The organism is Methylobacterium sp. 001424705, from assembly GCF_059816145.1.
This window is the reverse complement of sequence record NZ_JCBANU010000005.1, coordinates 39,530-59,544: the sequence shown is the minus strand read 5'-3', so window position 1 is coordinate 59,544 and position 20,015 is coordinate 39,530. Positions and strand designations below refer to the sequence as shown.

At 66.7% G+C, this 20,015-nt stretch carries 20 protein-coding genes and 1 tRNA gene; 12 read left to right on the top strand and 9 right to left on the bottom strand.

The features are described 5' to 3' along the window. Window position 1 precedes the first annotated feature (1 nt). The 4 genes from flgF to flgH are packed head-to-tail and all read left to right on the top strand — an operon-like array spanning window position 2 to window position 3,419. Window positions 2-742, top strand: coding sequence for a flagellar basal-body rod protein FlgF (gene flgF / locus AC6EUL_RS05930; RefSeq protein ID WP_499869391.1), 741 nt, complete (start codon window positions 2-4; stop codon window positions 740-742). Between the two features lie 12 nt (window positions 743-754). Then, complete coding sequence (gene flgG / locus AC6EUL_RS05925; RefSeq protein ID WP_055951334.1) at window positions 755-1,546, top strand: flagellar basal-body rod protein FlgG; 792 nt, start codon at window positions 755-757, stop codon at window positions 1,544-1,546. Between the two features lie 14 nt (window positions 1,547-1,560). After that, entirely contained in the window at window positions 1,561-2,625 is a 1,065-nt protein-coding gene (flgA, locus tag AC6EUL_RS05920; protein ID WP_499869388.1) for a flagellar basal body P-ring formation chaperone FlgA, read from the top strand. Window positions 2,626-2,672: 47 nt separating this feature from the next. Then, on the top strand, window positions 2,673-3,419 hold the full coding sequence (flgH, locus tag AC6EUL_RS05915) for a flagellar basal body L-ring protein FlgH (protein WP_056215907.1): 747 nt from the start codon (window positions 2,673-2,675) through the stop codon (window positions 3,417-3,419). A 69-nt stretch (window positions 3,420-3,488) separates the two neighbouring features. Here the strand turns inward: flgH and dksA are convergent, their stop codons facing one another. Next, window positions 3,489-3,908: an RNA polymerase-binding protein DksA gene (gene dksA, locus AC6EUL_RS05910; protein ID WP_055951344.1), complete on the bottom strand. Its 420-nt coding sequence runs from the start codon at window positions 3,906-3,908 to the stop codon at window positions 3,489-3,491. A 585-nt stretch (window positions 3,909-4,493) separates the two neighbouring features. Between dksA and AC6EUL_RS05905 the strand changes: the two genes are divergently transcribed. After that, window positions 4,494-5,036, top strand: coding sequence for a YciE/YciF ferroxidase family protein (locus AC6EUL_RS05905; RefSeq protein ID WP_056274049.1), 543 nt, complete (start codon window positions 4,494-4,496; stop codon window positions 5,034-5,036). Window positions 5,037-5,058: 22 nt separating this feature from the next. Here AC6EUL_RS05905 and AC6EUL_RS05900 read toward each other — a convergent pair whose 3' ends face one another. Further along, on the bottom strand, window positions 5,059-5,484 hold the full coding sequence (locus AC6EUL_RS05900) for a flagellar assembly protein FliX (protein ID WP_056274047.1): 426 nt from the start codon (window positions 5,482-5,484) through the stop codon (window positions 5,059-5,061). Window positions 5,485-5,791: 307 nt separating this feature from the next. Here AC6EUL_RS05900 and AC6EUL_RS05895 point away from each other — a divergent pair, with 307 nt between their 5' ends. From AC6EUL_RS05895 to AC6EUL_RS05885, 3 genes are read left to right on the top strand one after another with little or no spacing between them, the layout of a single operon-like run. Beyond that, window positions 5,792-6,865 carry a flagellar basal body P-ring protein FlgI gene (locus tag AC6EUL_RS05895; protein ID WP_244472818.1) on the top strand — a complete coding sequence of 358 codons (1,074 nt, stop codon included), beginning with the start codon at window positions 5,792-5,794 and terminating at the stop codon, window positions 6,863-6,865. A 45-nt stretch (window positions 6,866-6,910) separates the two neighbouring features. Further along, window positions 6,911-7,288 carry a rod-binding protein gene (locus AC6EUL_RS05890; protein ID WP_056215917.1) on the top strand — a complete coding sequence of 126 codons (378 nt, stop codon included), beginning with the start codon at window positions 6,911-6,913 and terminating at the stop codon, window positions 7,286-7,288. Next, window positions 7,272-7,760 carry a hypothetical protein gene (locus tag AC6EUL_RS05885; RefSeq protein ID WP_499869384.1) on the top strand — a complete coding sequence of 163 codons (489 nt, stop codon included), beginning with the start codon at window positions 7,272-7,274 and terminating at the stop codon, window positions 7,758-7,760. Before AC6EUL_RS05890 ends, AC6EUL_RS05885 begins: the two co-directional genes overlap by 17 nt. Before the next feature lie 40 nt (window positions 7,761-7,800). On the opposite strand, the gene AC6EUL_RS05880 is transcribed toward AC6EUL_RS05885, so the two are convergent. The 4 genes from AC6EUL_RS05880 to AC6EUL_RS05865 all read right to left on the bottom strand — a co-directional run bounded on the left by AC6EUL_RS05880 (window position 7,801) and on the right by AC6EUL_RS05865 (window position 13,383). Continuing rightward, on the bottom strand, window positions 7,801-8,124 hold the full coding sequence (locus AC6EUL_RS05880; RefSeq protein ID WP_499869382.1) for a porin: 324 nt from the start codon (window positions 8,122-8,124) through the stop codon (window positions 7,801-7,803). Window positions 8,125-8,193: 69 nt separating this feature from the next. Then, window positions 8,194-10,008: a hypothetical protein gene (locus tag AC6EUL_RS05875; protein ID WP_499869380.1), complete on the bottom strand. Its 1,815-nt coding sequence runs from the start codon at window positions 10,006-10,008 to the stop codon at window positions 8,194-8,196. Window positions 10,009-10,064: 56 nt separating this feature from the next. Then, a complete protein-coding gene (flgK, locus tag AC6EUL_RS05870) occupies window positions 10,065-11,942 on the bottom strand; it encodes a flagellar hook-associated protein FlgK (protein ID WP_499869378.1) in 1,878 nt (625 codons plus the stop codon). A 46-nt stretch (window positions 11,943-11,988) separates the two neighbouring features. Further along, window positions 11,989-13,383 carry a flagellar hook protein FlgE gene (locus tag AC6EUL_RS05865; protein WP_499869376.1) on the bottom strand — a complete coding sequence of 465 codons (1,395 nt, stop codon included), beginning with the start codon at window positions 13,381-13,383 and terminating at the stop codon, window positions 11,989-11,991. 252 nt (window positions 13,384-13,635) lie between these two features. Between AC6EUL_RS05865 and AC6EUL_RS05860 the strand changes: the two genes are divergently transcribed. Further along, the gene (locus AC6EUL_RS05860; protein ID WP_056274034.1) at window positions 13,636-14,103 is read left to right on the top strand and encodes a BLUF domain-containing protein; all 468 of its coding nucleotides are present in this window, start codon (window positions 13,636-13,638) and stop codon (window positions 14,101-14,103) included. A gap of 55 nt (window positions 14,104-14,158) precedes the next feature. Continuing rightward, complete coding sequence (locus tag AC6EUL_RS05855) at window positions 14,159-14,611, top strand: response regulator (protein ID WP_056215936.1); 453 nt, start codon at window positions 14,159-14,161, stop codon at window positions 14,609-14,611. Window positions 14,612-14,626: 15 nt separating this feature from the next. Here the strand turns inward: AC6EUL_RS05855 and AC6EUL_RS05850 are convergent, their stop codons facing one another. The 3 genes from AC6EUL_RS05850 to AC6EUL_RS05840 all read right to left on the bottom strand — a co-directional run bounded on the left by AC6EUL_RS05850 (window position 14,627) and on the right by AC6EUL_RS05840 (window position 18,133). Beyond that, the gene (locus AC6EUL_RS05850) at window positions 14,627-15,418 is read right to left on the bottom strand and encodes a DUF2189 domain-containing protein (RefSeq protein WP_056493439.1); all 792 of its coding nucleotides are present in this window, start codon (window positions 15,416-15,418) and stop codon (window positions 14,627-14,629) included. A gap of 240 nt (window positions 15,419-15,658) precedes the next feature. After that, complete coding sequence (locus AC6EUL_RS05845) at window positions 15,659-17,278, bottom strand: peptide chain release factor 3 (protein WP_499869373.1); 1,620 nt, start codon at window positions 17,276-17,278, stop codon at window positions 15,659-15,661. 102 nt (window positions 17,279-17,380) lie between these two features. Beyond that, window positions 17,381-18,133 carry an SDR family oxidoreductase gene (locus AC6EUL_RS05840; protein ID WP_499869371.1) on the bottom strand — a complete coding sequence of 251 codons (753 nt, stop codon included), beginning with the start codon at window positions 18,131-18,133 and terminating at the stop codon, window positions 17,381-17,383. 100 nt (window positions 18,134-18,233) lie between these two features. Here AC6EUL_RS05840 and AC6EUL_RS05835 point away from each other — a divergent pair. Beyond that, window positions 18,234-18,308 (top strand) — tRNA-Gln (locus tag AC6EUL_RS05835). A gap of 504 nt (window positions 18,309-18,812) precedes the next feature. After that, a protein-coding gene (locus AC6EUL_RS05830; RefSeq protein ID WP_499869369.1) for an IS630 family transposase occupies window positions 18,813-19,870 on the top strand; the annotation gives its coding sequence in 2 pieces (ribosomal slippage) (window positions 18,813-19,305 and window positions 19,305-19,870; 1,059 coding nt in all). Window positions 19,871-20,015 lie beyond the last annotated feature (145 nt).

The following is a 20,015-nucleotide window of genomic DNA, read 5'->3' as shown; positions in this document are numbered from 1 at the left end:
CATGCAGAACGCATTGTTCGTGGGGGTTTCGAGCCAGGTCGCGCTCCAGCGCGAGCTGGACGTCATCGCCAACAACATGGCCAACATCTCCACCAACGGCTTCAAGGGGCGCAACAGCCGGTTCCAGGAATACCTGATGCCGGTGGCGAGCGCGGATTCCTTTCAGAGGCCGGACCGCCGCGTCTCCTACGTGATCGACCAGGGCACCGCCCTGGACCTCGCCCAAGGACCGATCGAGCAGACCGGCAATCCCCTCCACGTGGCGGTGCGCGGCGAGGCCTTCCTGGTGGTGCGCACCCCGAATGGCGATCGCTACACCCGCAACGGCGCGTTCGAGACCGACGCCCAGGGGACGCTGGTCACCAGCGACGGGTACCCGGTGCAAGGCGAGGCGGGGCCGATCCAGATAGGCCAGCAGGAGACCGGCGTGTCGATCGGCCCGGACGGCACGGTCTCGACCAACCTCGGCATCCGCGGCCGCGTCCGCCTCGTCACCTTCGCCAATCCCCAGGCGCTGACCAACGAGGGCGCGAATCTCTACGCCTCCGCGGCACAGCCGCAGGCCGCCGGCCTCGCCGGCCGGGTGGAGGCCGGCGCCCTGGAGCGCTCGAACGTGAAGCCCGTCGTCGAGATGACCCGGCTCATGGACGTGAACCGCACCTACACCATGGTCTCGGGCGTGATCTCGCGCCTCGACGATCTGCGCGGCACGGCGATCCGCCGTCTCGCCGACGTCGCGTAAGGATCTCAGCAGATGCGCGCCCTCTACGCCGCCGCCACCGGCATGGCGGCCCAGGAACTTAACGTCCAGGTCATCTCGAACAACATCGCGAACCTGCGCACCACCGGCTACAAGCGCCAGCAGCCGCATTTCCAGGATCTGCTCTACCAGAACCTGCGCCGGGCGGGCTCCTCGACCTCCGACCAGAACACGCAGCTGCCCGCAGGCCTCGCCATCGGCTCGGGCGTGAAGACGACGTCGACCGCCCGGGTGATGTCGCAGGGGACGCTGACGAGCACCGAGAAGGAATACGACGTCGCCATTCGCGGCGAAGGCCTGTTCCGGGTGACGCTGCCGGACGGGCGCACGGCCTACACCCGCGACGGCTCGTTCGACCTCTCGGCCCAGGGGCAGCTCGTCACCCGCGACGGCTACCTCGTCGATCCCGGGGTGACGGTGCCGAACAACGCCACGTCGGTGACGATCAGCGCCCAGGGAGCGGTCCAGGCCACCGTGCCAGGGCAGACCGCGCCGCAGGCCCTGGGCCAGTTCCAGCTCGCCCGCTTCGTCAACAAGGTCGGCCTCGAATCGATCGGCGACAACCTGTTCATCGAGACCGCCGGCTCCGGCCCGGCGATCAACGGTCTGCCGGGCTCGGAAGGCTTCGGCAACCTGCAGCAGAGCTACCTGGAGGAGGCGAACGTCAACGCCGTCACCGAGATCTCGTCGCTGATCGCGGCACAGCGAGCCTACGAGATGAACTCGAAGGTGGTGACCGCCGCCGACCAGATGCTCTCGACCACCTCCCAGATGTTCCGCAGCTGATCGAGGTCCTGACCATGCATGCGCTCAGACAGATCCCCCCCCGCCGCCCGATCCGAGTCTCGACCCTGAGCGTCGCCATCGTGGGCCGAACCCTGCTGGCCGTCCTGGCCTTCTCGTTCCTCACCTTCCAGGTCCTGGCCCAGGAGGCCCGCCCCGCCGGGGCGAGCCTGCGCTTGCGCGGCGACGTCACCGCCCGCGGCGACGTCCTCACCCTCAGCGACCTCGTCGAGGGGGCCTCTGCGGAGACGGCGCAGCGTCCGCTGTTCCGGGCGCCGGCCCTTGGCGCCACCGGCACGATCCAGGCGCGTCGCATCGCCGATGCGGTGGCCGGTCTCGGGCTCGGCCCGGTGGAGACCGGCGGCCGGGTCCAGGTCTCGGTCCAGCGCGCCGCCCGCCGGGTGACGCAGCCGGAGATCGAGGCCGCCCTGAAGCGCGCCCTGGAATCCGGCTACGGCGTCGATCCGCGCAACCTCGCCATTCGCCTCGATGGCGAGTCCCCGACCCTTCTGGCGCCCCTGGACCTGAACGGTCAGGCCGTCGCCCTCGACCTCAGCTACGATCCGCGCTCGCGCCGGATCGCCGGTCTGATCACCCTGGGCGAGCGCCAGGCATCCCTCCGGGTCTCGGGCCAGGTCATGGAGATCCGGGAGGTCGCCGTCCTGGGGCGCAGCCTCAATCGCGGCGAGACGATCAACGCGGCCGACCTGACCCTCGAGCGCCGTCCGCGCGAAGCGACACCGTCGGACGCGCAGGGGTCCCTCGGCGATCTCGCCGGACAGGTGGCGCAGCGCAGCCTCAGCGCCGGTGCGATCCTGCGCTCGGGCGACCTCGCGCCGCCCGACCTCGTGGCCCGGGGTGAGGCCGTCACGATCCTCTTCGATTCCCCCGGTCTCAATCTTTCCCTCCGGGGACTGGCCAACGAGGGTGGCCGCCTCGGCGCCATGATCACGGTCACCAACCCGGTCTCGAAGAAGATCCTGTCCGCCACCGTGATCGGACCCGGCCGCGTTTCCGTCGGTCCCGCGCCCCTGGTGCGCCAGGCCAGCGCCGCCCTCGACGGTCCCGCGCTTCAGCGCTGAGCCGCCCCGTCCGCGTCCCCTTTCGGTTTGCCAAAGGTTCGGTCCCAATGACCCACCGCGTCTCTCCAGCCCTCGCCGTCGCGCTCCTCTGCACGACCCTCGGCGCCTGCAACACTGCGGACCGACTGTCCCAGATCGGTGCGACGCCAGCCCTCTCGGCCATCGAGGACCCGACCGCCCAGGCCGGCTACAAACCGGTGCGCCTGCCGATGCCGGAGGTCCAGCCGGTCTCGTACGCTCCGAACTCCCTGTGGCGGACAGGCTCGCGCGCCTTCTTCAAGGACCAGCGGGCCGCCCGAATCGGCGACCTCGTCACCGTGAAGGTCAATGTCACCGATAAGGCGAACCTGAACAACGAGACCAAGCGCTCGCGCTCGAACGCCGAGGGTTTCGGCCTGCCCAACGCCTTCGGCCTGGAGAGCAGCAAGGGAGTGACGGCGGCCGGGATCAGCCCCGACAAGCTCATCAACGCCACTTCGACCACATCGAGCGACGGTGCCGGTTCGGTTCAGCGCAACGAGACCGTCACCACCAGCGTCGCGGCCATCGTCACGCAGGTCCTGCCCAATGGAAACCTCGTGGTGGAGGGCAAGCAGGAGATCCGCATCAACTTCGAGGTCCGCGAACTCATCGTCGCGGGCGTGGTCCGGCCCGAGGACATCGAGTCCGACAACACCATCGATTCGAGCAAGATCGCCCAGGCCCGGATCGCCTATGGCGGACGCGGCCAGATCACCGATGTGCAGCAGCCGCGCTACGGTCAGCAGCTGGTCGACGTGCTCCTGCCGTTCTGAGCCCCGTCGGAGCCCGTTCGTCCCTCTCGGAGAACGGTTTGGATCGCGGTCCGCCCGCGACCAGCCCGCTCAGTCGTCCCGGTAGACGCGCTCGCGTCGCTCGTGACGCTCCTGCGCCTCGAGCGACAGCGTCGCGATGGGGCGGGCATCCAGGCGCTTCAGCGAGATCGGCTCGCCGGTCTCCTCGCAATAGCCGTAGGAACCGTCCTCTAGCCGCGCCAGGGCGGCGTCGATCTTGCCGGTGAGCTTGCGTTGCCGGTCCCGCGCTCGCAACTCGATGGCCCGGTCCGTCTCGGACGAGGCACGATCCGCCAAATCGGGATGATTTTCGTTCTCGGTCTGTAATGCGACCAGCGTATCTTGGGCCTCACGTAGAATATCGGACTTCCAGCCGAGCAGTTTGCGACGGAAATACTCCCGCTGCCGATCATTCATGAACGGCTCGCTCTCACTCGGTACGTACCCGTCCTCAATCGTGACCTTCGCCATTCGCGCCTCTTGCAGCCGGTCCGCGGCGATCGTTTTGCGTGGCTATAATGCAGGGTGCAGGCCACGACAACGCATCGTGGTTACCACATACCGCAATCCTCTCGGATGTTTTGCGCGCTGCGGCAAACACGCAACGGCTGCAAACACGCCACCGGAGGCTGTGCGTTGCAACAGCGGCTGCGCTTTGTCACCTAGAATCTGTCCTGCGTTAAAATGCAGGTCTCCGTGGCGAGGGATCAGGAGCTGACCTGCACCCGCCGACAGGCCGGGGCGGTCCGGCGGAGAACGCGGGCGACGCCGTCCCGTCGGGGTCGCAGGGGCGCATGCGCAAAGCTATTGCTGGCTCCTCTCGTTCTCAAGGCCAGAAAGGTGTCCTCAAGGAAACGATAATTTCCGGTGCTACCAAGCAATTCTATCCTAAGACACTGCAGGCAAAGAGAGAAATTGAAGAAAAATCCCAGGGGAACTGGCCTCGGCGGGTGTGGTTCTCCCATGGCGACGCTTGCGGGACCCTTCCGGTTTCTCGGCCCTGACTCCGCTGGTGATCGCATCCTTTTCCACCGTCACGACTTCGGAGATCGCCCCATGGCAGCCAAGGCCAAAACCCTGCACGACGCGTTCTACGAGACCCTCAAGGACGTCTACTACGCCGAGAAGCAATCCGTCCGAGCCCTGAAGAAGTCGGCCAAGGCGGCCGAGCACGCGGAGCTTCGCAGCGCGTTCGAGACTCACGCAGAGGAGAGTGCCGAGCAGGTGGAGCGGCTCCAGCAGGTCTTCGAGATCATTGGCAAGCCGGCCCGCGCCAAGACCTGCGAGGCGATGCAGGGCATCACCTCCGAGATGGAGGAGGATCTCGAGGATTTCGGCGATAGCCCAGCCGCCGATGCGGTGCTGGCTGCCTGTGCCCAGGCCGTCGAGCATTACGAGATCGCCCGCTACGGCACCCTGAAGACCTGGGCACGCCAGCTCGGCTACGAGGATGCCGCCAAGCTCCTGGAACAGACCCTCGAGGAGGAGAAGAAGACCGACGCCCTGCTGAGCCAGATCGCCGAGCGGATCAACACCGAGGGCAGCGAAGTCGCCGCCGGATCGGACGACACGCCGCGCGCCAAGAAGACGAAGGCCTGAGGTCGGCTCCGGCCCCCGCGCCTCAGGCGGCGCGGGCGGCGGACAGCTTGGCGAGTTCGACCGCGGCCCGCAGCTCGATCTCGGCGATCAATCCATCGAGACGGGGGTCGCCGCTGGTGCCGCTGCGCTCCGACAGGCGGGCCGCGATGGCCTGCAGGTCGCGCGTCGAGACGCGGCCCATGATCAGGGAGGCCTTCAGCCGGTCGAGCCCATCGAGCAGGTCGTTGCCGCGCTGGGCCGACCGGCGCCGGCGCTCCTCCGGCGTATCGGTGTTGCTCTGAAGCGTGAGGATGGCATCGAGACCGGCGAGCGATGCCGCGGCGGTGGTGCCCGGCCCGCCCGCGTTCGTTGCCGGGCTGGCGACGGCGAAGGCGGGCGCGCCTTCGCTCCGGCGCGGTGCCGCGCTCGGGCCGGTGCTGGCAGTGACGAAGCGGGTGTCGACGCGCATGAGGTGAGACCGATCGGGGCGATGGTCCGCCCGGCGCCGGCAGAATCCGGCAGGCGTGGTTAACCGGTCGTAAATGACCCGGCAGAACGTGCCGGGTCGGCATGAAGCGTCCGGGACCTTTGCCCGGCCGACGCCGGTATCGCCAGAGAATAGCGTTCAAATACAACGCTTTGGCACAAGCGTTCGGTTGGCATGGTCCTGGCAGACTGGACAGGACCTTCCCGTCGCAAAGTGCGCCATGACCGACACTCCGAACGGCCCCACCCGAATCCGGCGCTTCGCCCTCTGCCTTCTGGCAGGGTGGGCGATGCTGGTCGGCCAGGCGGTCCCCGCCCTCGCCCTGTCGCGGGTCAAGGACCTCGCCAGCGTGGAGGGCGTGCGCCAGAATCAGCTCGTGGGCTACGGCATCGTGGTCGGGCTCAACGGCACCGGCGACACCCTGAACAACATCCCGTTCACGAAGCAGTCCCTCCAGGCGATGCTGGAGCGCCTCGGCGTGAACACCCGCGGCGCTACCATGCGCACCCAGAACCTCGCGGCCGTGATGGTGACCGCGAGCCTGCCGCCCTTCGCCACCCAGGGCAACCGCATCGACATCACCGTCTCGTCCCTCGGCGACGCCAAGTCCCTCCAGGGCGGCACCCTCCTGGTCACGCCGCTGCTGGGCGCCGACGGCGAGGTCTACGCCCTGGCGCAGGGCTCGGTGGCCATCGCGGGCTTCTCGGCCGAAGGCGACGCCGCCAAGATCACCCGCGGCGTTCCCACGAACGGGCGGGTGCCGAACGGCGCGATGATCGAGCGCGAGATGGCGTTCAAGATGAACGACATGCGCTCGCTGCGCCTGTCCCTGCGCAATCCCGACTTCACCACCTCGAAGCGCATCGCCGCTGCGATCAACGACTTCATGGGCGCCGATACCGCCGAACCCACCGATCCCGCCACGGTGACCCTGCAGATCCCTGCTCGCTACACCGGCAACATGATCCGGCTCGTGACCGAGATCGAGCAGCTGAAGGTCGAGCCCGACCAGACCGCCCGGGTCGTCGTCGACGAGCGTTCGGGCATCATCGTGATGGGCCGCGACGTGCGGGTCTCCACCGTGGCGATCGCACAGGGCAACCTCACCGTCACCATCACCGAGCAGCCGCAGGTGAGCCAGCCGGCCCCCCTCTCCAATGGCACCACCACGGTGGTGCCGCGCACCGGCGTCAAGGTCGACACGGGCGACGGCAACAAGCTCGCCCTGGTCAAGGAGGGCGTGACCCTGCGCGAACTCGTCGACGGCCTCAACGCCCTGGGCGTCGGCCCTCGCGACCTCATCTCGATCCTGCAGGCGATCAAGGCCGCGGGCGCCCTCCAGGCCGATATCGAGGTGATGTGATGCCTCTCGCCGCCCTCTCCCAACTCCAGCCGGAGACCTGAACCCATGCTGTTCGCGCCCCTCGCCGCCAGTGCCGCCCTCGGGGTCGGCAAGGCCATCGTCGGCGACATCGCCAAGACCGTTCAGAGCGCGGTCGGCGGGAGCGCCGGTAGTACCGCGAAGTCGGCCGCCGAGGCCAAGGCCAAGAAGGCCTCGACCGACTTCGAATCGATGTTCCTGGAGCAGTCCCTCGACCGCCTGTCGCAATCCGAGGGCACCGACGGTCCGCTCGGCGACAACGGCACCGGGGGTGGCGTCTACCGGTCGATGCTCACCAAGGAATATGCCGGCCAGATCGTGAAGAGCGGTGGCGTCGGTATTGCCGACCAGGTGTTCCGCGAGATGATGAAAATGCAGGAGGGTGCCGGTGCAAAGGTCAGCTGACGTTCCGGCGCCCCGCGTGTCGGACCGGGCCGGGGCGACGGCCCTGGTCGCCGGGGTGATCGCGAGCCTTGAAGCGCTCGAGGGCGTGCTCGCCCGCGAGAGCGACCACATCCGCGTCGGCCGCCTGCGGGAGGGCCTCGCCGAGAACGAGCGCAAGTCGGCCCTGGCGGCCGCCTATTTCCAGGGCCTTGAGGCGACGAAGGCCAACGCCATCGCCCTCGCGCGCTTCGCGCCGGAGGGGATCGCTAACCTCAAGGCGGCCCATGCCCGCTTCACCCAAGTCCTGGAGACCAATCAGGCCGTGCTGGCGACGGCTCGAACCGTGTCGGAAGGCCTCGTGAAGACCCTGGCGGACGAGATCGGGCGCACCCGCACGCCCACCGTCTATGGCCGCCCGTCCCAGGGCCCCTCCCCCTATGGCCGCAGCGGGGTCGCGCGAAGCCAGCCGCTGGTGCTGTCGCGCAGCCTCTGAACAACAGGACGCGCGGCGGGACGCCTGTCCGCGGGGCGCGTCAGGGACGCCCGTGACCCATGCGGACGAAGGCACGCACCGGCCCGAACTCGGATTCGCTGCGGGTGTCGATCGAGAGCTGTCCAGCCGTGACCGGCGCGGCGCCGTGGCTGCCGACGTCGATGCCACCGACGGCGCGGCCGCTGAGGCGGATGCAGGTGGGTGAGCCCGGCACGCGGACGAAGCCCGCACCCTGTTTCGGGCAGGGCAGACGTTTCTCCCCCTGAACCTGTGGTCGGAGACGCTCCGCCGCGCCGGCTCCCACCGAGAGGCCGGGCACGATCAGCATCGCCATGGCCAGCACGGCAGGCATCCTGGGGGTCATGACCGGGCTCCCGCATTCGCTCCGGCCCCTGGGTTAAGCCATCAAGGCCGCCGGACCAACTCGCCGATCTCAGCTGAGATAGTTCACTAAGTTCAGCTTCGAGAGCATCGAGGTGACTTGGTAGCTCGCCTGGAGCTGCGTCTGCAACTGCAGGAGCTGCGCCGTCACGTCCTCCGCCGAGATGTTCTCGACGCCGTCGAGCGAGCCCTGAAGGGCGTTGCGGTTGGTCCGGTTTTCCATCTTGGTGTCCGAGAGGGTGCTGGCGGCGAGGCCGAGATCGCTGGCGATGCCCGGAACGCCCCCCGTGGTGTTGTTCGAGACGAGCAGGGTGCCGGCGTGGTCGGCGAGCGCGCTGAAGCGTTGGGCCTCCGGCGTCCCGCTGACGGCCGTCGTTCCCGCATCGGCCGCGATCATGGCGAGACCGGCGAGCACCTTCCGGATCGGAGCTTCGTTCGCCTGCACGCCGATGTTCAGGACCCGGTTCGCCCCGATCTGCGCCGTGGCCGTGGCGCGTGGATCCGACGAGGTGTCGTCGCCCGTGTACCAGATCACGGTCTTGGTGCTGGCCGCTTCGGCGTAGCCGTTGCCGTCGGTGCTGATGCGCCGCGGTGCGAGGCCGGCGGATTGCGATCCGGCGAAGAAATTCTGTGCCGCTCGGGACGCCGAGCTCGCCGCGAGGCTGGTGGAAGCCGCACCCTTCAGGGCATTGGTGACGGCCTGCGAGAGACTGTTCGCAACAGCCTGTGGGCCGCCTGCCAGGGAGAACTCGGTGGTGGAGGTCGGATCGGCGTTGGGGCTGGCCGTCAGGGTCAGGGTCTGGGTCGTGCCGTCGCGCATGGCAACGCTGACCGTCACGGTGTCGCCCGCGACGGGTGTTCCATTGACGCCAAGCGTCAGCGACGCCGGCGTGCCGGTTCCGAAATTAGCTTGCACACCGAGATCGGTGGGGCCCTGGATGCTCGCGACCGGCGAGGTTGCGAAGCGAGTGTTGAGGTAGGTCTGCGCCTCGGCCGCCGTGGCGAAGACCGGCATGGTGTCTGTCGCACCCGCCGACGAGGACGCCTTCGGTGTGAGATCGACAAAGCTCTGCGTCCCGTCCGGCTGATTGATCCCGATCCGAAGGCGATCCCCCTCGGCCGGCGGCTTCGCCAGGGTGAACGTCACCGGCGGAGCCGTCGCGGTGGTGGTAGCGCTGGCGGCGATCGCCGTCGTGTTGGAACTCGTTGCCGAGAGGAGCCGAAAACCGAAATTGGCCCGCGTCTCGGTTCCGGCGGCCCCGGTCCCGTCCTCGCTGATCGTCACGGTGTTGGCCGGCGTCCCGGTCACGGAACTACTGACCCGGCCAGATCCGGTCGGCAGACCGAGGTCCGCGGTCTTCTGCTCCGATATCAGGGTCTTCAGGCCGGCGAGGCCCTTGGCGACGTCGCCGTTCAGGATCGTGTCGGTGGAGGCGACCGGCGGCGCATCGGTGGCGCGACCGCCGAAGATGTATTGTCCTGCGAGATCGACGTTCAGGGCATCGACCGCCGCATCGAGGCTGTTGCGCGCGACCTGAGGCGTGTTGGCGATCGTCGAGCTGTTGCTCGCGGTCAGCGAGCGCCGCATCCCGTCGCCGAGGGTGTTGATCTGCGTCACGCTCGCGTTGGCGAGGGTGACGCGGGTCGTCGCGTTCGTGATCACCGCGTCGTAGCCGTCGAGGGCGCTGAGGGCCGCGTGCGCGCTCAGGCTGGTCGTCCGCCCCGTGCCGAGGCTGCCATAGGTCGTGCCGACCTTGCCGCTTGAGAGCTGGTTCGTCAGCGTATCGAGGCGACTCTTCAGGCCGACGAGGTTGGCCGTGTTGCGGTCGCCCAGATAGGTGCTGGCATTGAACGGAGCGATGCTCATCGGTGCCTCGGAAGTGGGCGGGGTCTCGGTCGGGCTCGGCACATGGGGGCTCGGCCTCAGATCCGCAGGAGGGTGTCGAGGAGGTCGCGGGCGGCGGTGAGCACCCGCGCATTGGCGCTGTAGGCGGTCTGGAGTTGCACGAGCTTCGACATCTCCTCGTCGATGCTCACGCCGGAGACGGAGGCGACGCGGGACTGGGCGGTCGCCAGCGCGATGCCCTGCCCTTCGTCGAGGTCCTGGGCGGAGGCCGCTCCCGCCCCTTGGGCGTCGATGATCCGCTGGGCGAAATCCTGGACGCTCGCGGTGTAGGGCGCCGCGACGCCGCCGATTCCGCTGGCCGCCGCGAAGGTTCGGCTCGCACCGGTGAGGGCCTGGTAGAGGTACTGGGGCCGCGACGCATCCGACGCCAGGGTCTTGGGCGAGAGGGTCACGAGGTTGGCGGTGTTGCTGACCACCGCCTGGTTCACGCTGATCCGCTGCGCGAAACCCGTCAGCTGCGAACCGCCGTCGAAGGAGCCGGTGTACAGCGTGCCCTTCTTGTTTCCGTCGACGAAGAGCGGAATCTGAGCGGCGCCGCTCTGGAAATCGTCCGGGTCCTTCAGCTGCGTGACGCTGGCGCTGACGCCGAGGAGCGTCGGCGCCCCACTCGATGGATCCGAGCGGATGCGCAGGCCGCCGGTGTCGGCGCTCGGCTGGCTGGTGACGCTGAAGCTCGCCCCGAGGGCGGTCTGAATCGCATCGCGCAGCCCGGCATTGGTCCCCGTCAGCTTGATCGGAATGATCGATGCCGTCGGATCGTTGATGTCCTGGGGATCGATCTTCGGCGCCGGGTCCGAGGTGTAGGGGAGGAGGACGAGGTTGCGCTGTGTGCCGGCGGCATCGCGCACACTTACGGTCACCGCGTTGCCAGCCTTCAGGCCGTCGAGGTCGATGTCGAACCCGCTGGAAGTACCGGTCGTGACCGGCGTGCCCATGGCGCTGCGATCCGACAGGGAGCGCGAGAGCCCAGCCGCCAGTTCGTCGAGCTGGCGCTGCGCCTGCGGCAGGACCGAGTCGCGCAGCTCGATCCCGGCGGCGAGCGAGCCGGAGCGAATCGCCTGGGTGGCGATCAGGTCGATCTTGGAGCCGCCGGGCGTCGTCGCGGTGATCGTTCCGACCCCCCGGGTCGCCGCGTTGTCCGTGTATTCCGAGTCGGGCGAGAGCGTGCCGCGTCCGTCGAAGCTGAGAATCGCCGCGGCGCCACGATCGACGAGGGTCATGCCCGACGTGGTGATGACCGTCAGGGTGCCGTCCCGCTGGTCGACGGTCTGGATGTCCAGGAAGGCGGACAGGCCGGTCACGGCCTGGTCGCGCTGGTCGAGCAGGCTGGCGCGGGCCCCCTCGTCGGTGGTGCCCGTGATCTGCGTGTTCAGCTTGGCGATGGAGGCGAGGTACGCACTCGCCTTCGCCGTGTCGCTGCCGAGCTGGCTCTCGGTCGCCGAGCGCAGGTCCTGGACGCCCTGCGCGATCGTGCCGATGGTGGAGGCGAGGTTCGCGGCCTTTGTGACGACCGTGGCACGGGCCGGTGCGGAGGTCGGATCGCTGGCGAGGGCTTGCAGCGACTGGGCGAAGTCGTTCATCACGCCGTCCAGGGCCGTGGACGCGCCGGGGGTCCCGTAGAGCTGATCGAGCTGCGTCCGAACCGCGGAGAGGGAGCCGGTATAGGCGGCACCCGAGGTCTCCATGCGCAGTTGCCGGAGGGAGGCCGCATCGAGGGCCCGGCCGATCGTGCCGACCGAGACGCCGGAATTGCCAACGCCCGTCGAGACGGTGTCGAGGGTGCGCTTCGTGTACCCGACCGTGCCGACATTGGCGATGTTCTGCGAGACGACCCCGATCGCGGCCTGGGTCGCCTTCAGCCCGGCGGAGGCGGTGTTGATGGCGTTGAAGCTCACAAAGCCCCTCCCCTCGGTGTCGGATCGCGTCCGGTGTCAGGCGTCCTCAGCGGATGATGTTGATCAACGCGGACATCATGTCCTGGGCGGTCGAGATAACCTTCGTATTGGCGGAATATGCCTGTTGGGTTACGATCATCTTAGAAAATTCGCCCGCAATGTCGGTATTCGACTGCTCCACGTTGCTGCCGACGACGGTGGTTCCGTTCAGTCCGACGAGGGCCGTGCCGGACTCGAGGGTCTGCTGATAGGTGCCGTTCGAATTCGCCTTCAGGCCGTCCGAGTTGGTGAACTGCACCACCTTGATGTTCGCCAGCGCGATGGTGTTGCCGTTGCTGTAGGTACCGGAGACCTTGCCGTCGGTGGTGATGCTGAGGCCGGTGAGTGTCCCCGAGGTGTAGCCGTCCTGAGTCTGGGTATTTGTCGTCACGGTGCCGCCGGCCGAGGTGTAGGCCGTCAGGCCGCCGCTGCCGTAATTGAGCTGAATGTTGCCCAGATTAACGTCGCCGACCGTGAGAGCAGGAATGGTCACCGCGTTGGAGGCTGGCGAAATCAGCTGACCGCTGCTGTTGAACTGGAAATCCGTACCGGCATTGACCCAGGACGTTCCGGAATCCGACACGGTGCTCTTGTCGGCATAGTACAGATTCCAGACATCGTTGGTCGCCGGGGTCGCCCCGTTGGCCGTTGCGCCGTTCTGAACTTTCGCCCACCGCATCTGGATGCCGACTGGTCCACCGCTCGGCGTGTAGGCGGTGAGTGCCGGCCCAGCGATGCTGGTTGCAACGAATTTCTGTATGTCTGCCGGATCGGAGATTTTGACCTGCGCGCCCGTCGAACTCGCTCTCCACGCGGAATCGCCGATGAGTTCCGAGTTCGGCTTGTTGGCGTCCGCGGCGGATGTCGCTGGCGTCTTGGGCAGGTTGGCCGAGTAGGTGATCGTTGTGGTGGCGTGCGCCGGTATGATCGAATTCGAGACCTTAATCGGTCCTTCTCCGGTCGCTTGTCCGGTCAGCGGGTCTAGGCTGCTGCCCTTGAGATAGGCGCCCCCGCCGTTGACGAGGTACCCGTCCTTGTCCAGAGCGAAGTCGCCGCGTCGCGTATAGGAATCGCCGGTCGCGAAGTTTGACTGGCCGTTGGCGTCGCCGGACTTGGTGGCCACGGCGAAGAAGCCCTCCCCGTTCAACGCCATGTTCGTGCCGATGTCGGTGGCGTTCAGGTTGCCCTGCACCGTCGTGGTCTGGCGAGAATTCGCCGCGACCGATCCGGCGACCTGCCGGCTCGGCGTCTGCTGCTCGGCGACTAGATCGACGAAGCTCGTATCGACCCGCTTGAATCCGGTCGTCTGGGAATTCGCGATGTTGCCCGAGATGTTGTCGAGCGAGAACGCCTGCGCCTTGAGGCCGGAAACGGCCGTCTGCATTGCGGTGAAGACATCCATGGCCGAAAACCTTGCGTCACGGTGGCAGTGCCGGCGCGTTCCCGCACGGCTTCAGCCTCATCGAGCAATCGGCATGCCATGGGCAAGTCGTTGATTATTCGTCGATATCCGTGACCGGTACCCGGCAGGAATCGTACTTTGCTTCGTCCCATCGGCAGCTTTTGCCGGGTCAACGGTCGCAGGCGAGGTCGTTTACGTGCCGTTATCGTCATCTCGTCTAAGGTCGCCGGAACAAGGTGGTGGATCGAAATCATGAGAGCCAAACGGTCGACCCTCGTCCATCTGATCTACTTCTCGCGACTCAACCTCGCGGCGGACGCGGCGACGCGCACCCGGCAGATCGGCGAGATCACGCGGCAGGCGCAGAAGAAGAACGAATTCTCGGTGATCACCAGCTTCCTGCTCATTGAGCAGAACTTCGCTGCGCAGGTCATCGAGGGCGAACGGGCTTCGGTGAGCGAGACCTTTGCCCGGATCAGCAACGATTCGCGGCATCGTGACGTGCAGATCGTGGAATGGCGCGAGATCCTGAAACGTGAGTTCGTGAACTCCTTCACCACGGGCATCCGGAGTCCGGTCAACGACGCGATCTTCCAGAAGGCCAACCTGCTCCCGATGTTCCAGCGCGGAACGCCGAAGGGCATCGCGATCCATGCCCTCGCGGCGACTCTTCAGGCGGAGTCGATGACGAAGCAGGGTATCGACCACCTTTTCGTCTGATGCTGCGGTTGCGTGGCGCGCCGTCGTCGCCCCGTCCTCAAACCCGTGAAATTCCATGAGCGATACGCCCGCGATCCTCATCGTCGATGACCAGGAGAAGTTGCTCAAGCTGGTCATCCTTCTGATGAATCGGCTTGGCTTTCCCGATGTCGAGGGCGTGACCGATGCGGTCACGGCCCTCGAGCGCATGCGGGAGCGCCGCTACGCGCTCGTGATCTCCGATCTCGACATGGAGCCGATGGACGGCCTCTCGTTCCTGCGGGAGATCCGGGCGGACGACGCCCTGATGAACACGCCGTTCCTGCTGACGGAAGCCTCGTTCGACTTCGAGGACATCAACCTCGCCCACCAGGCGGGCGCCGATGCCTTCATCCTCAAGCCCTTCGACATGTCGGTGCTGAAGGCCAAGCTGAAGCAGGTCATCAATCGCAAGCCGCGCCGGCGCGAGGCGCCGCTGGCCACCGAATCGGCCCTGAGCATCGACTTCCCGATGTTGGGAAAGTTCTGAGGCCGACCGTCGGTCTCAGGCGGGGATGACCCGCCTGTAGAGGTGCCAGGTCGCATGACCGAGAATCGGCATCACCACCGCGAGGCCGACGAAGAGCGGCAGCGACCCGAGGATGAGCAAGCCGGCCACGATGAAGCCCCAGGCCGTCAGGGTCCGCGGATTGCGCCGGAAGGCGGCGAGCGAAGTTTCGATCGCGGTTAGCATGTCCACGTCCCGGTCCACGAGCATCGGCACCGAGACCACGCTGAGCGCGAGGACCACGAGGGAGAAGGCGAAACCCACGAGATTGCCGATGACGATCAGGGCCCAGCCCCGCGGGGTGGTAAGCACGTCCTGAGCGAAGGCAAAGATCGAATCCGGTACGCTCGTTCCGTAGAGCGCCCAGTAGATCCCCTGCGCCGCCACCAGCCAGCAGGCGAAGACCACCGCCAGCAGCAGTCCGAGCCCGGCGAGGGCGCCCGCAGCCGGACGTGTCAGGTTGGCGAAGGCGTAGGCCCAGTCGGTGGACAGGCCCTTCTCGCGGCGGCGGCTCAGTTCGTAGAGGCCGATCGCCGCGAAGGGGCCGATCAGGGCGAAACCCGCCGCCAGGGGAAAGACCAGGGGCAGGACCTCGGTGCCGAAGGCGGCGGTGGCCAGCACGATGCCGACGAGGGGATAGATCAGCCCGATGAAGAGGGCGTGGGTCGGCATCGCCAGGAAATCGTCGACGCCGCGGCGCAGCGCCATCGAGAGGTCGTGCCCGTCGATGGCATTCACCACCGGGCGGGCCATGCTGTGGCCGAGATCGTGAACCGGAAGGGTTGTCATGGCTCAAGCCCTCACGCAGGGAGGATGCCCACGACGTCGGCGTCCGAGCCCGTCTCGGCAAGACAAAAGCCCTTCCGGACCCAATCCCGCCGCGCATGCCCGTGCGTGCTTGCGCCGAGAGCGACTACCCTCGACGCTAATCCCTTTCGGCGGTCTTGTCTTCAGCCGCGCGGATATGTGAGCGAAGATTTTCAGATACTGTCTGCCGCGGCGCGAAAGCTTGGCGCTGGGCGGCCTGTGTCAGGCCGCGCGCTTCTGATAGTCCTTGATGTCGCTGAAGCGGACCTCCGGGGCGCGCTCCTCCTCGTAGCGCAGGGAGAAGGCCGTCGTGGCCATGAAGACCGGGGCCCCATCGAGGTCGCTCGCCATGGCGGAGCCGTGGCTGCCGATGAACTTGTCGAGTTCGGGCTCCTTCTCGGCGGTGATCCAGCGGCAGATCGAGAACCGGGTCGGCTCGTAGTCGATCGGCAAGCCGTACTCCGCCTGGAGACGCTCCTTCAGCACGTCGAGCTGCAGGGCGCCCACGACGCCGACGATAGCCTGGGAGCCGTCATGCGGGCGGAAGACCTGCACGACGCCTTCCTCGCCCATCTGCTGCAGCGCCTCCTTCAGCTTCTTGGCCTTCATGGCGTCGGTGAGCTTGATCCGGCGCAGGATCTCGGGTGCAAAGCTCGGCACTCCGCGGAACACGATCTCCTCGCCCTCCGTCAGGGTGTCGCCGATGCGAAGGGTGCCGTGGTTCGGGATGCCGACGACGTCACCCGCGAAGGCTTCGTCGGCGATGGCCCGGTCCTGGGCGAAGAAGAACTGCGGGGCTGAGAGCGACATCGGCTTGCCGGTGCGCACCAGCTTGGCCTTCATGCCCCGGTTCAGGCGCCCCGAGCAGACCCGCATGAAGGCGATGCGATCGCGGTGGTTCGGATCCATGTTCGCCTGGATCTTGAACACGAAGCCCGTCATCTTCGGTTCGGTCGGCTCTACGAGGCGCTTGTCGGCATCCTGGCCGCGCGGTGGCGGTGCGAAGCGGGCAAGCCCGTCGATCAGGTCGCGCACCCCGAAATTGCGCAGGGCCGAGCCGAAGAACACCGGCGTCAGGTGGCCCTCGCGGAACGCCGCGAGGTCGAAGCGCTTCAGCCCGGTCTCGGCGAGCTCCGCCTCCTCCCGCCAGGTCGCGGCCTCACCGTCCTCGGTCAGCAGCTGGTCGAAGAGCGGATCGTCGACGCCCGTCACCGCCACAGTCCCGGCATCGTCCGCCGCGTCGAGGCGGCGCACCCGGCCGTTGCCGAGGTCGTAGGTGCCGGCGAAGCTTCGCCCGCGACCGATCGGCCAGGTCACCGGCGCCACGTCGAGGGCGAGCACCTTCTCGATCTCGTCGAGGAGCTCGAAGGGGTCGCGCGCCTCGCGGTCGAGTTTGTTGATGAAGGTGACGATGGGGATGTCGCGCAGGCGGCAGACTTCGAACAGCTTGCGGGTGCGCGCCTCGATGCCCTTGGCAGCATCGATCACCATCACGGCCGAATCGACCGCCGTCAGGGTGCGGTAGGTGTCCTCGGAGAAGTCCTCGTGGCCGGGGGTGTCGAGGAGGTTGAAGACGCAGTCGCCGTATTCGAAGGTCATCACCGAGGTGACGACGGAGATGCCGCGCTCCTTCTCGATGCCCATCCAGTCCGAGCGGGTCGAAACCCGGTTGCGCTTGGCCTTGACCTCGCCGGCGAGCTGGATCGCGCCGCCGAACAGCAGCAGCTTCTCGGTGAGCGTGGTCTTGCCGGCATCCGGGTGCGAGATGATCGCGAAGGTGCGGCGGCGGGCGACGGGGTCGGCCTTCGCCTCCGGCGGCTTGATCTCAGACGGCATCTGCATGGCGGGCAAAAATTTCCGGGTCCGCCCTGGGCGGCACTGCATTCGCGACGGATAAGCGACGAAGGGGTGTTCTGTAGGCGTTTCGCGCGCGATGCGCAAAATTTAGCCGCGTCCGAGATAGGGCATGGCGGTGGCCATCACGGTGAGGAACGGGACGTTGGCCGAGAGCGGCAGGCCCGCCATGTAGACCACGGCGTCGGCGACATGCCGCACATCCATCACGGGCTCGGCGCGAATGCTGCCATCCGCCTGCCGGGCGCCCTTCGCGATCCCTGCGGTCATCTCCGTCTCGGCATTGCCGACGTCGATCTGCCCGCAGGCGATGTCGTAGGGGCGTCCGTCCAGGGCCGTCGCCTTGGTCAGGCCGGTGATCGCATGCTTGGTGGCCGCGTAGGGCGCCGAATGCGGCCGCGGCGCCTGCGCGGCGATGGAGCCGTTGTTGATGATGCGCCCGCCCCGAGGATCCTGCGCCTTCATCATCCGGAAGGCCCCTTGCGTGCACAGGAAGGCACCGGTGAGGTTCACGTCGACCGAACGCTGCCAATCGTCGAGGGCGACCGCATCGATCGCCGCCCCTGGCGTGAAAACCCCGGCATTGTTGAACAGGAGGTCGAGCCGCCCGAACCGCTCGGCGACACGAGCGAACAGTCGCGCCACGGAATCTGCGTCCGCCACGTCCGTCTCCACGGCCTCGGCGGCGGCACCGGCCGCCCGCGCCAGTCCGGCCACTGCCTCCAGAGGGGCCAAGCGCCGCCCGGCCAGGGCAAGATCATAGCCGGCCACGGCCAGCGCCAGGGCCACGCTCCGTCCGATCCCCGACCCTGCCCCCGTCACCACCGCGATCCGCCCGCTCATGTCCCAACGCCTCCCGCTGAACCCGCGAGAGCCATAAGCGTCCCCTCCCCCTGTTGCCAGCACCCGATACTGCGTCTAGACACCTCTCCGCCGAGCGCGATGGGGCGTCGCCAAGTGGTAAGGCAGCGGTTTTTGGTACCGCCATTCCCAGGTTCGAATCCTGGCGCCCCAGCCAATTCTTCAAAGTTGTTTGGTTGCAACTGCTTAGCCTTGCTGGCGCAACCACGTGATGACGCCAGACGTAACAGTCCGTTGGGTGCCACGGACGGATGCTGGAATCTACTTGGGCAGAGAATTTCCTGGTGATGGCAGAGCAATTAACTGCCGACATCGCCGCATGATATCGTATAAAATTTTCTTCGTGTTTTTCCAGCGGTTGTAAAATTAGGCCGAGGTATTCGCGTGTTGAAAAACGTATGGAGAATTGTTGCAGCCTTATTCTCAGTTATTGGAGCATTGGTCACATTAAAAGAATTCATTGGTCTGCTTGGATCAAAAGATAACAAAGAAATTAGTTGTAAAAACTTTGAAACAACTCTTTTTAGCGGATCTTACCAATTTTCTGTTCGCTCGGATTACAAGGGTGTTATAGCAAGCCTCGCTGAGCAGGACTCACGCGGGGTAGCGTCGGCATCTCGGTCGTGATTCATTCCTGGGTTTGGAGCCTGAGGAGGATGCGATGGCTGCTCCGGTGCCGCTGCGATCGGACTTCGATGCGCAAGCCTTGCGCGGTCTGGCCAAGGGGTCGCGTGATCCGGCGCAGACCCGCCGCCTGTTGGCGCTGTCGGTGATCGCCGCGGGTGGTCTGCGCTCGGAGGCGGCCGAGATCGGCGGGGTCGGGCTGCAAACGGTGCGCGACTGGGTCGTGGCCTTCAACGCCGATGAACCGGACGGGCTGATCGATGGCAAGGCCCCCGGGGCCCGTCCGCGCCTGAACGCCGACCAGCGCGATGTCCTCAAGGCGCTGGTCGAACAGGGACCGACGCCGGCCGTACACGGTGTGGTGCGGTGGCGGTTGTGCGATCTGGCCCAAATCCTGTCCGAGGATCACGGCGTGTCGGTCTCCGAGCAGACCTTGAGCCGGGTCTTGCGGGCCATGGGCTACCGCAAGCTCTCGGCCCGCCCGCGCCATCACGCCCAGGATCCGGGCGCCGCGGCTGTTTTTAAAAAGACTTCCCCGACCGTCTGGCGGACATCGCGCAGGCTGTCGGCGGCAAGCCGGTAGAAGTCTGGTTCTGTGACGAGGCCCGTGTCGGCCAGAAGAACACCCTGACCCGACGCTGGGCCAAGGGCGGAACGCGACCCTCGGCCCCCAAGGACCAGCGCACGGCTTCGGCCTACATCTTCGGAGCGATCTGCCCGGCCCGGGGCGTCGGGGCAGGCTTGGTCATGCCCCGCTGCACCACGTCAGCGATGGCCCATCATCTCGAAGAGATTTCGGCGACCGTGGCTCCTGGCGCCCACGACGTCCTCCTGCTCGATCAAGCCGGCTGGCACACCACCAGGAAGCTGCCGGTTCCCGACAACATCACCCTCTTGCCCCTGCCGGCGCGCTCACCCGAACTCAACCCGGTCGAGAACCTCTGGCAGTTCATGCGGGACAACTGGCTCGGAAACCGGATCTTCCAATCCTACGACGACATCCTCGATCACTGCTGCGATGCCTGGAACAAGATCATCGCCCAACCCTGGCGCCTCATGTCCATCGGACTGCGCCGATGGGCCCATGCGTTCTGATCAGTGAGGATTTGTATTACCTATGAAGGTGCTAACAGCAACGTTTATGAGACTGTTTTGACGTTCCGGAATACAGGCGACGTGCCACTACCAGAGTCGGAAGTTAGGTCTCCTCTCAAAATTTATACTGGGTCTAACTCTGATA

Coding starts and splice junctions, on each gene's coding strand:
- AC6EUL_RS05895 (WP_244472818.1), top strand. CDS start 5,792: ATGCTGGTCGGCCAGGCGGTCCCCGCCCTCGCCCTGTCGCGGGTCAAG.
- AC6EUL_RS05900 (WP_056274047.1), bottom strand. CDS start 5,484: ATGCGCGTCGACACCCGCTTCGTCACTGCCAGCACCGGCCCGAGCGCG.
- AC6EUL_RS05905 (WP_056274049.1), top strand. CDS start 4,494: ATGGCAGCCAAGGCCAAAACCCTGCACGACGCGTTCTACGAGACCCTC.
- AC6EUL_RS05855 (WP_056215936.1), top strand. CDS start 14,159: ATGAGCGATACGCCCGCGATCCTCATCGTCGATGACCAGGAGAAGTTG.
- AC6EUL_RS05850 (WP_056493439.1), bottom strand. CDS start 15,418: ATGACAACCCTTCCGGTTCACGATCTCGGCCACAGCATGGCCCGCCCG.
- flgH (WP_056215907.1), top strand. CDS start 2,673: ATGACCCACCGCGTCTCTCCAGCCCTCGCCGTCGCGCTCCTCTGCACG.
- AC6EUL_RS05875 (WP_499869380.1), bottom strand. CDS start 10,008: ATGAGCATCGCTCCGTTCAATGCCAGCACCTATCTGGGCGACCGCAAC.
- flgF (WP_499869391.1), top strand. CDS start 2: ATGCAGAACGCATTGTTCGTGGGGGTTTCGAGCCAGGTCGCGCTCCAG.
- AC6EUL_RS05880 (WP_499869382.1), bottom strand. CDS start 8,124: ATGACCCCCAGGATGCCTGCCGTGCTGGCCATGGCGATGCTGATCGTG.
- AC6EUL_RS05890 (WP_056215917.1), top strand. CDS start 6,911: ATGCTGTTCGCGCCCCTCGCCGCCAGTGCCGCCCTCGGGGTCGGCAAG.
- dksA (WP_055951344.1), bottom strand. CDS start 3,908: ATGGCGAAGGTCACGATTGAGGACGGGTACGTACCGAGTGAGAGCGAG.
- AC6EUL_RS05845 (WP_499869373.1), bottom strand. CDS start 17,278: ATGCAGATGCCGTCTGAGATCAAGCCGCCGGAGGCGAAGGCCGACCCC.
- flgA (WP_499869388.1), top strand. CDS start 1,561: ATGCATGCGCTCAGACAGATCCCCCCCCGCCGCCCGATCCGAGTCTCG.
- AC6EUL_RS05840 (WP_499869371.1), bottom strand. CDS start 18,133: ATGAGCGGGCGGATCGCGGTGGTGACGGGGGCAGGGTCGGGGATCGGA.
- AC6EUL_RS05860 (WP_056274034.1), top strand. CDS start 13,636: ATGAGAGCCAAACGGTCGACCCTCGTCCATCTGATCTACTTCTCGCGA.
- flgG (WP_055951334.1), top strand. CDS start 755: ATGCGCGCCCTCTACGCCGCCGCCACCGGCATGGCGGCCCAGGAACTT.
- AC6EUL_RS05865 (WP_499869376.1), bottom strand. CDS start 13,383: ATGGATGTCTTCACCGCAATGCAGACGGCCGTTTCCGGCCTCAAGGCG.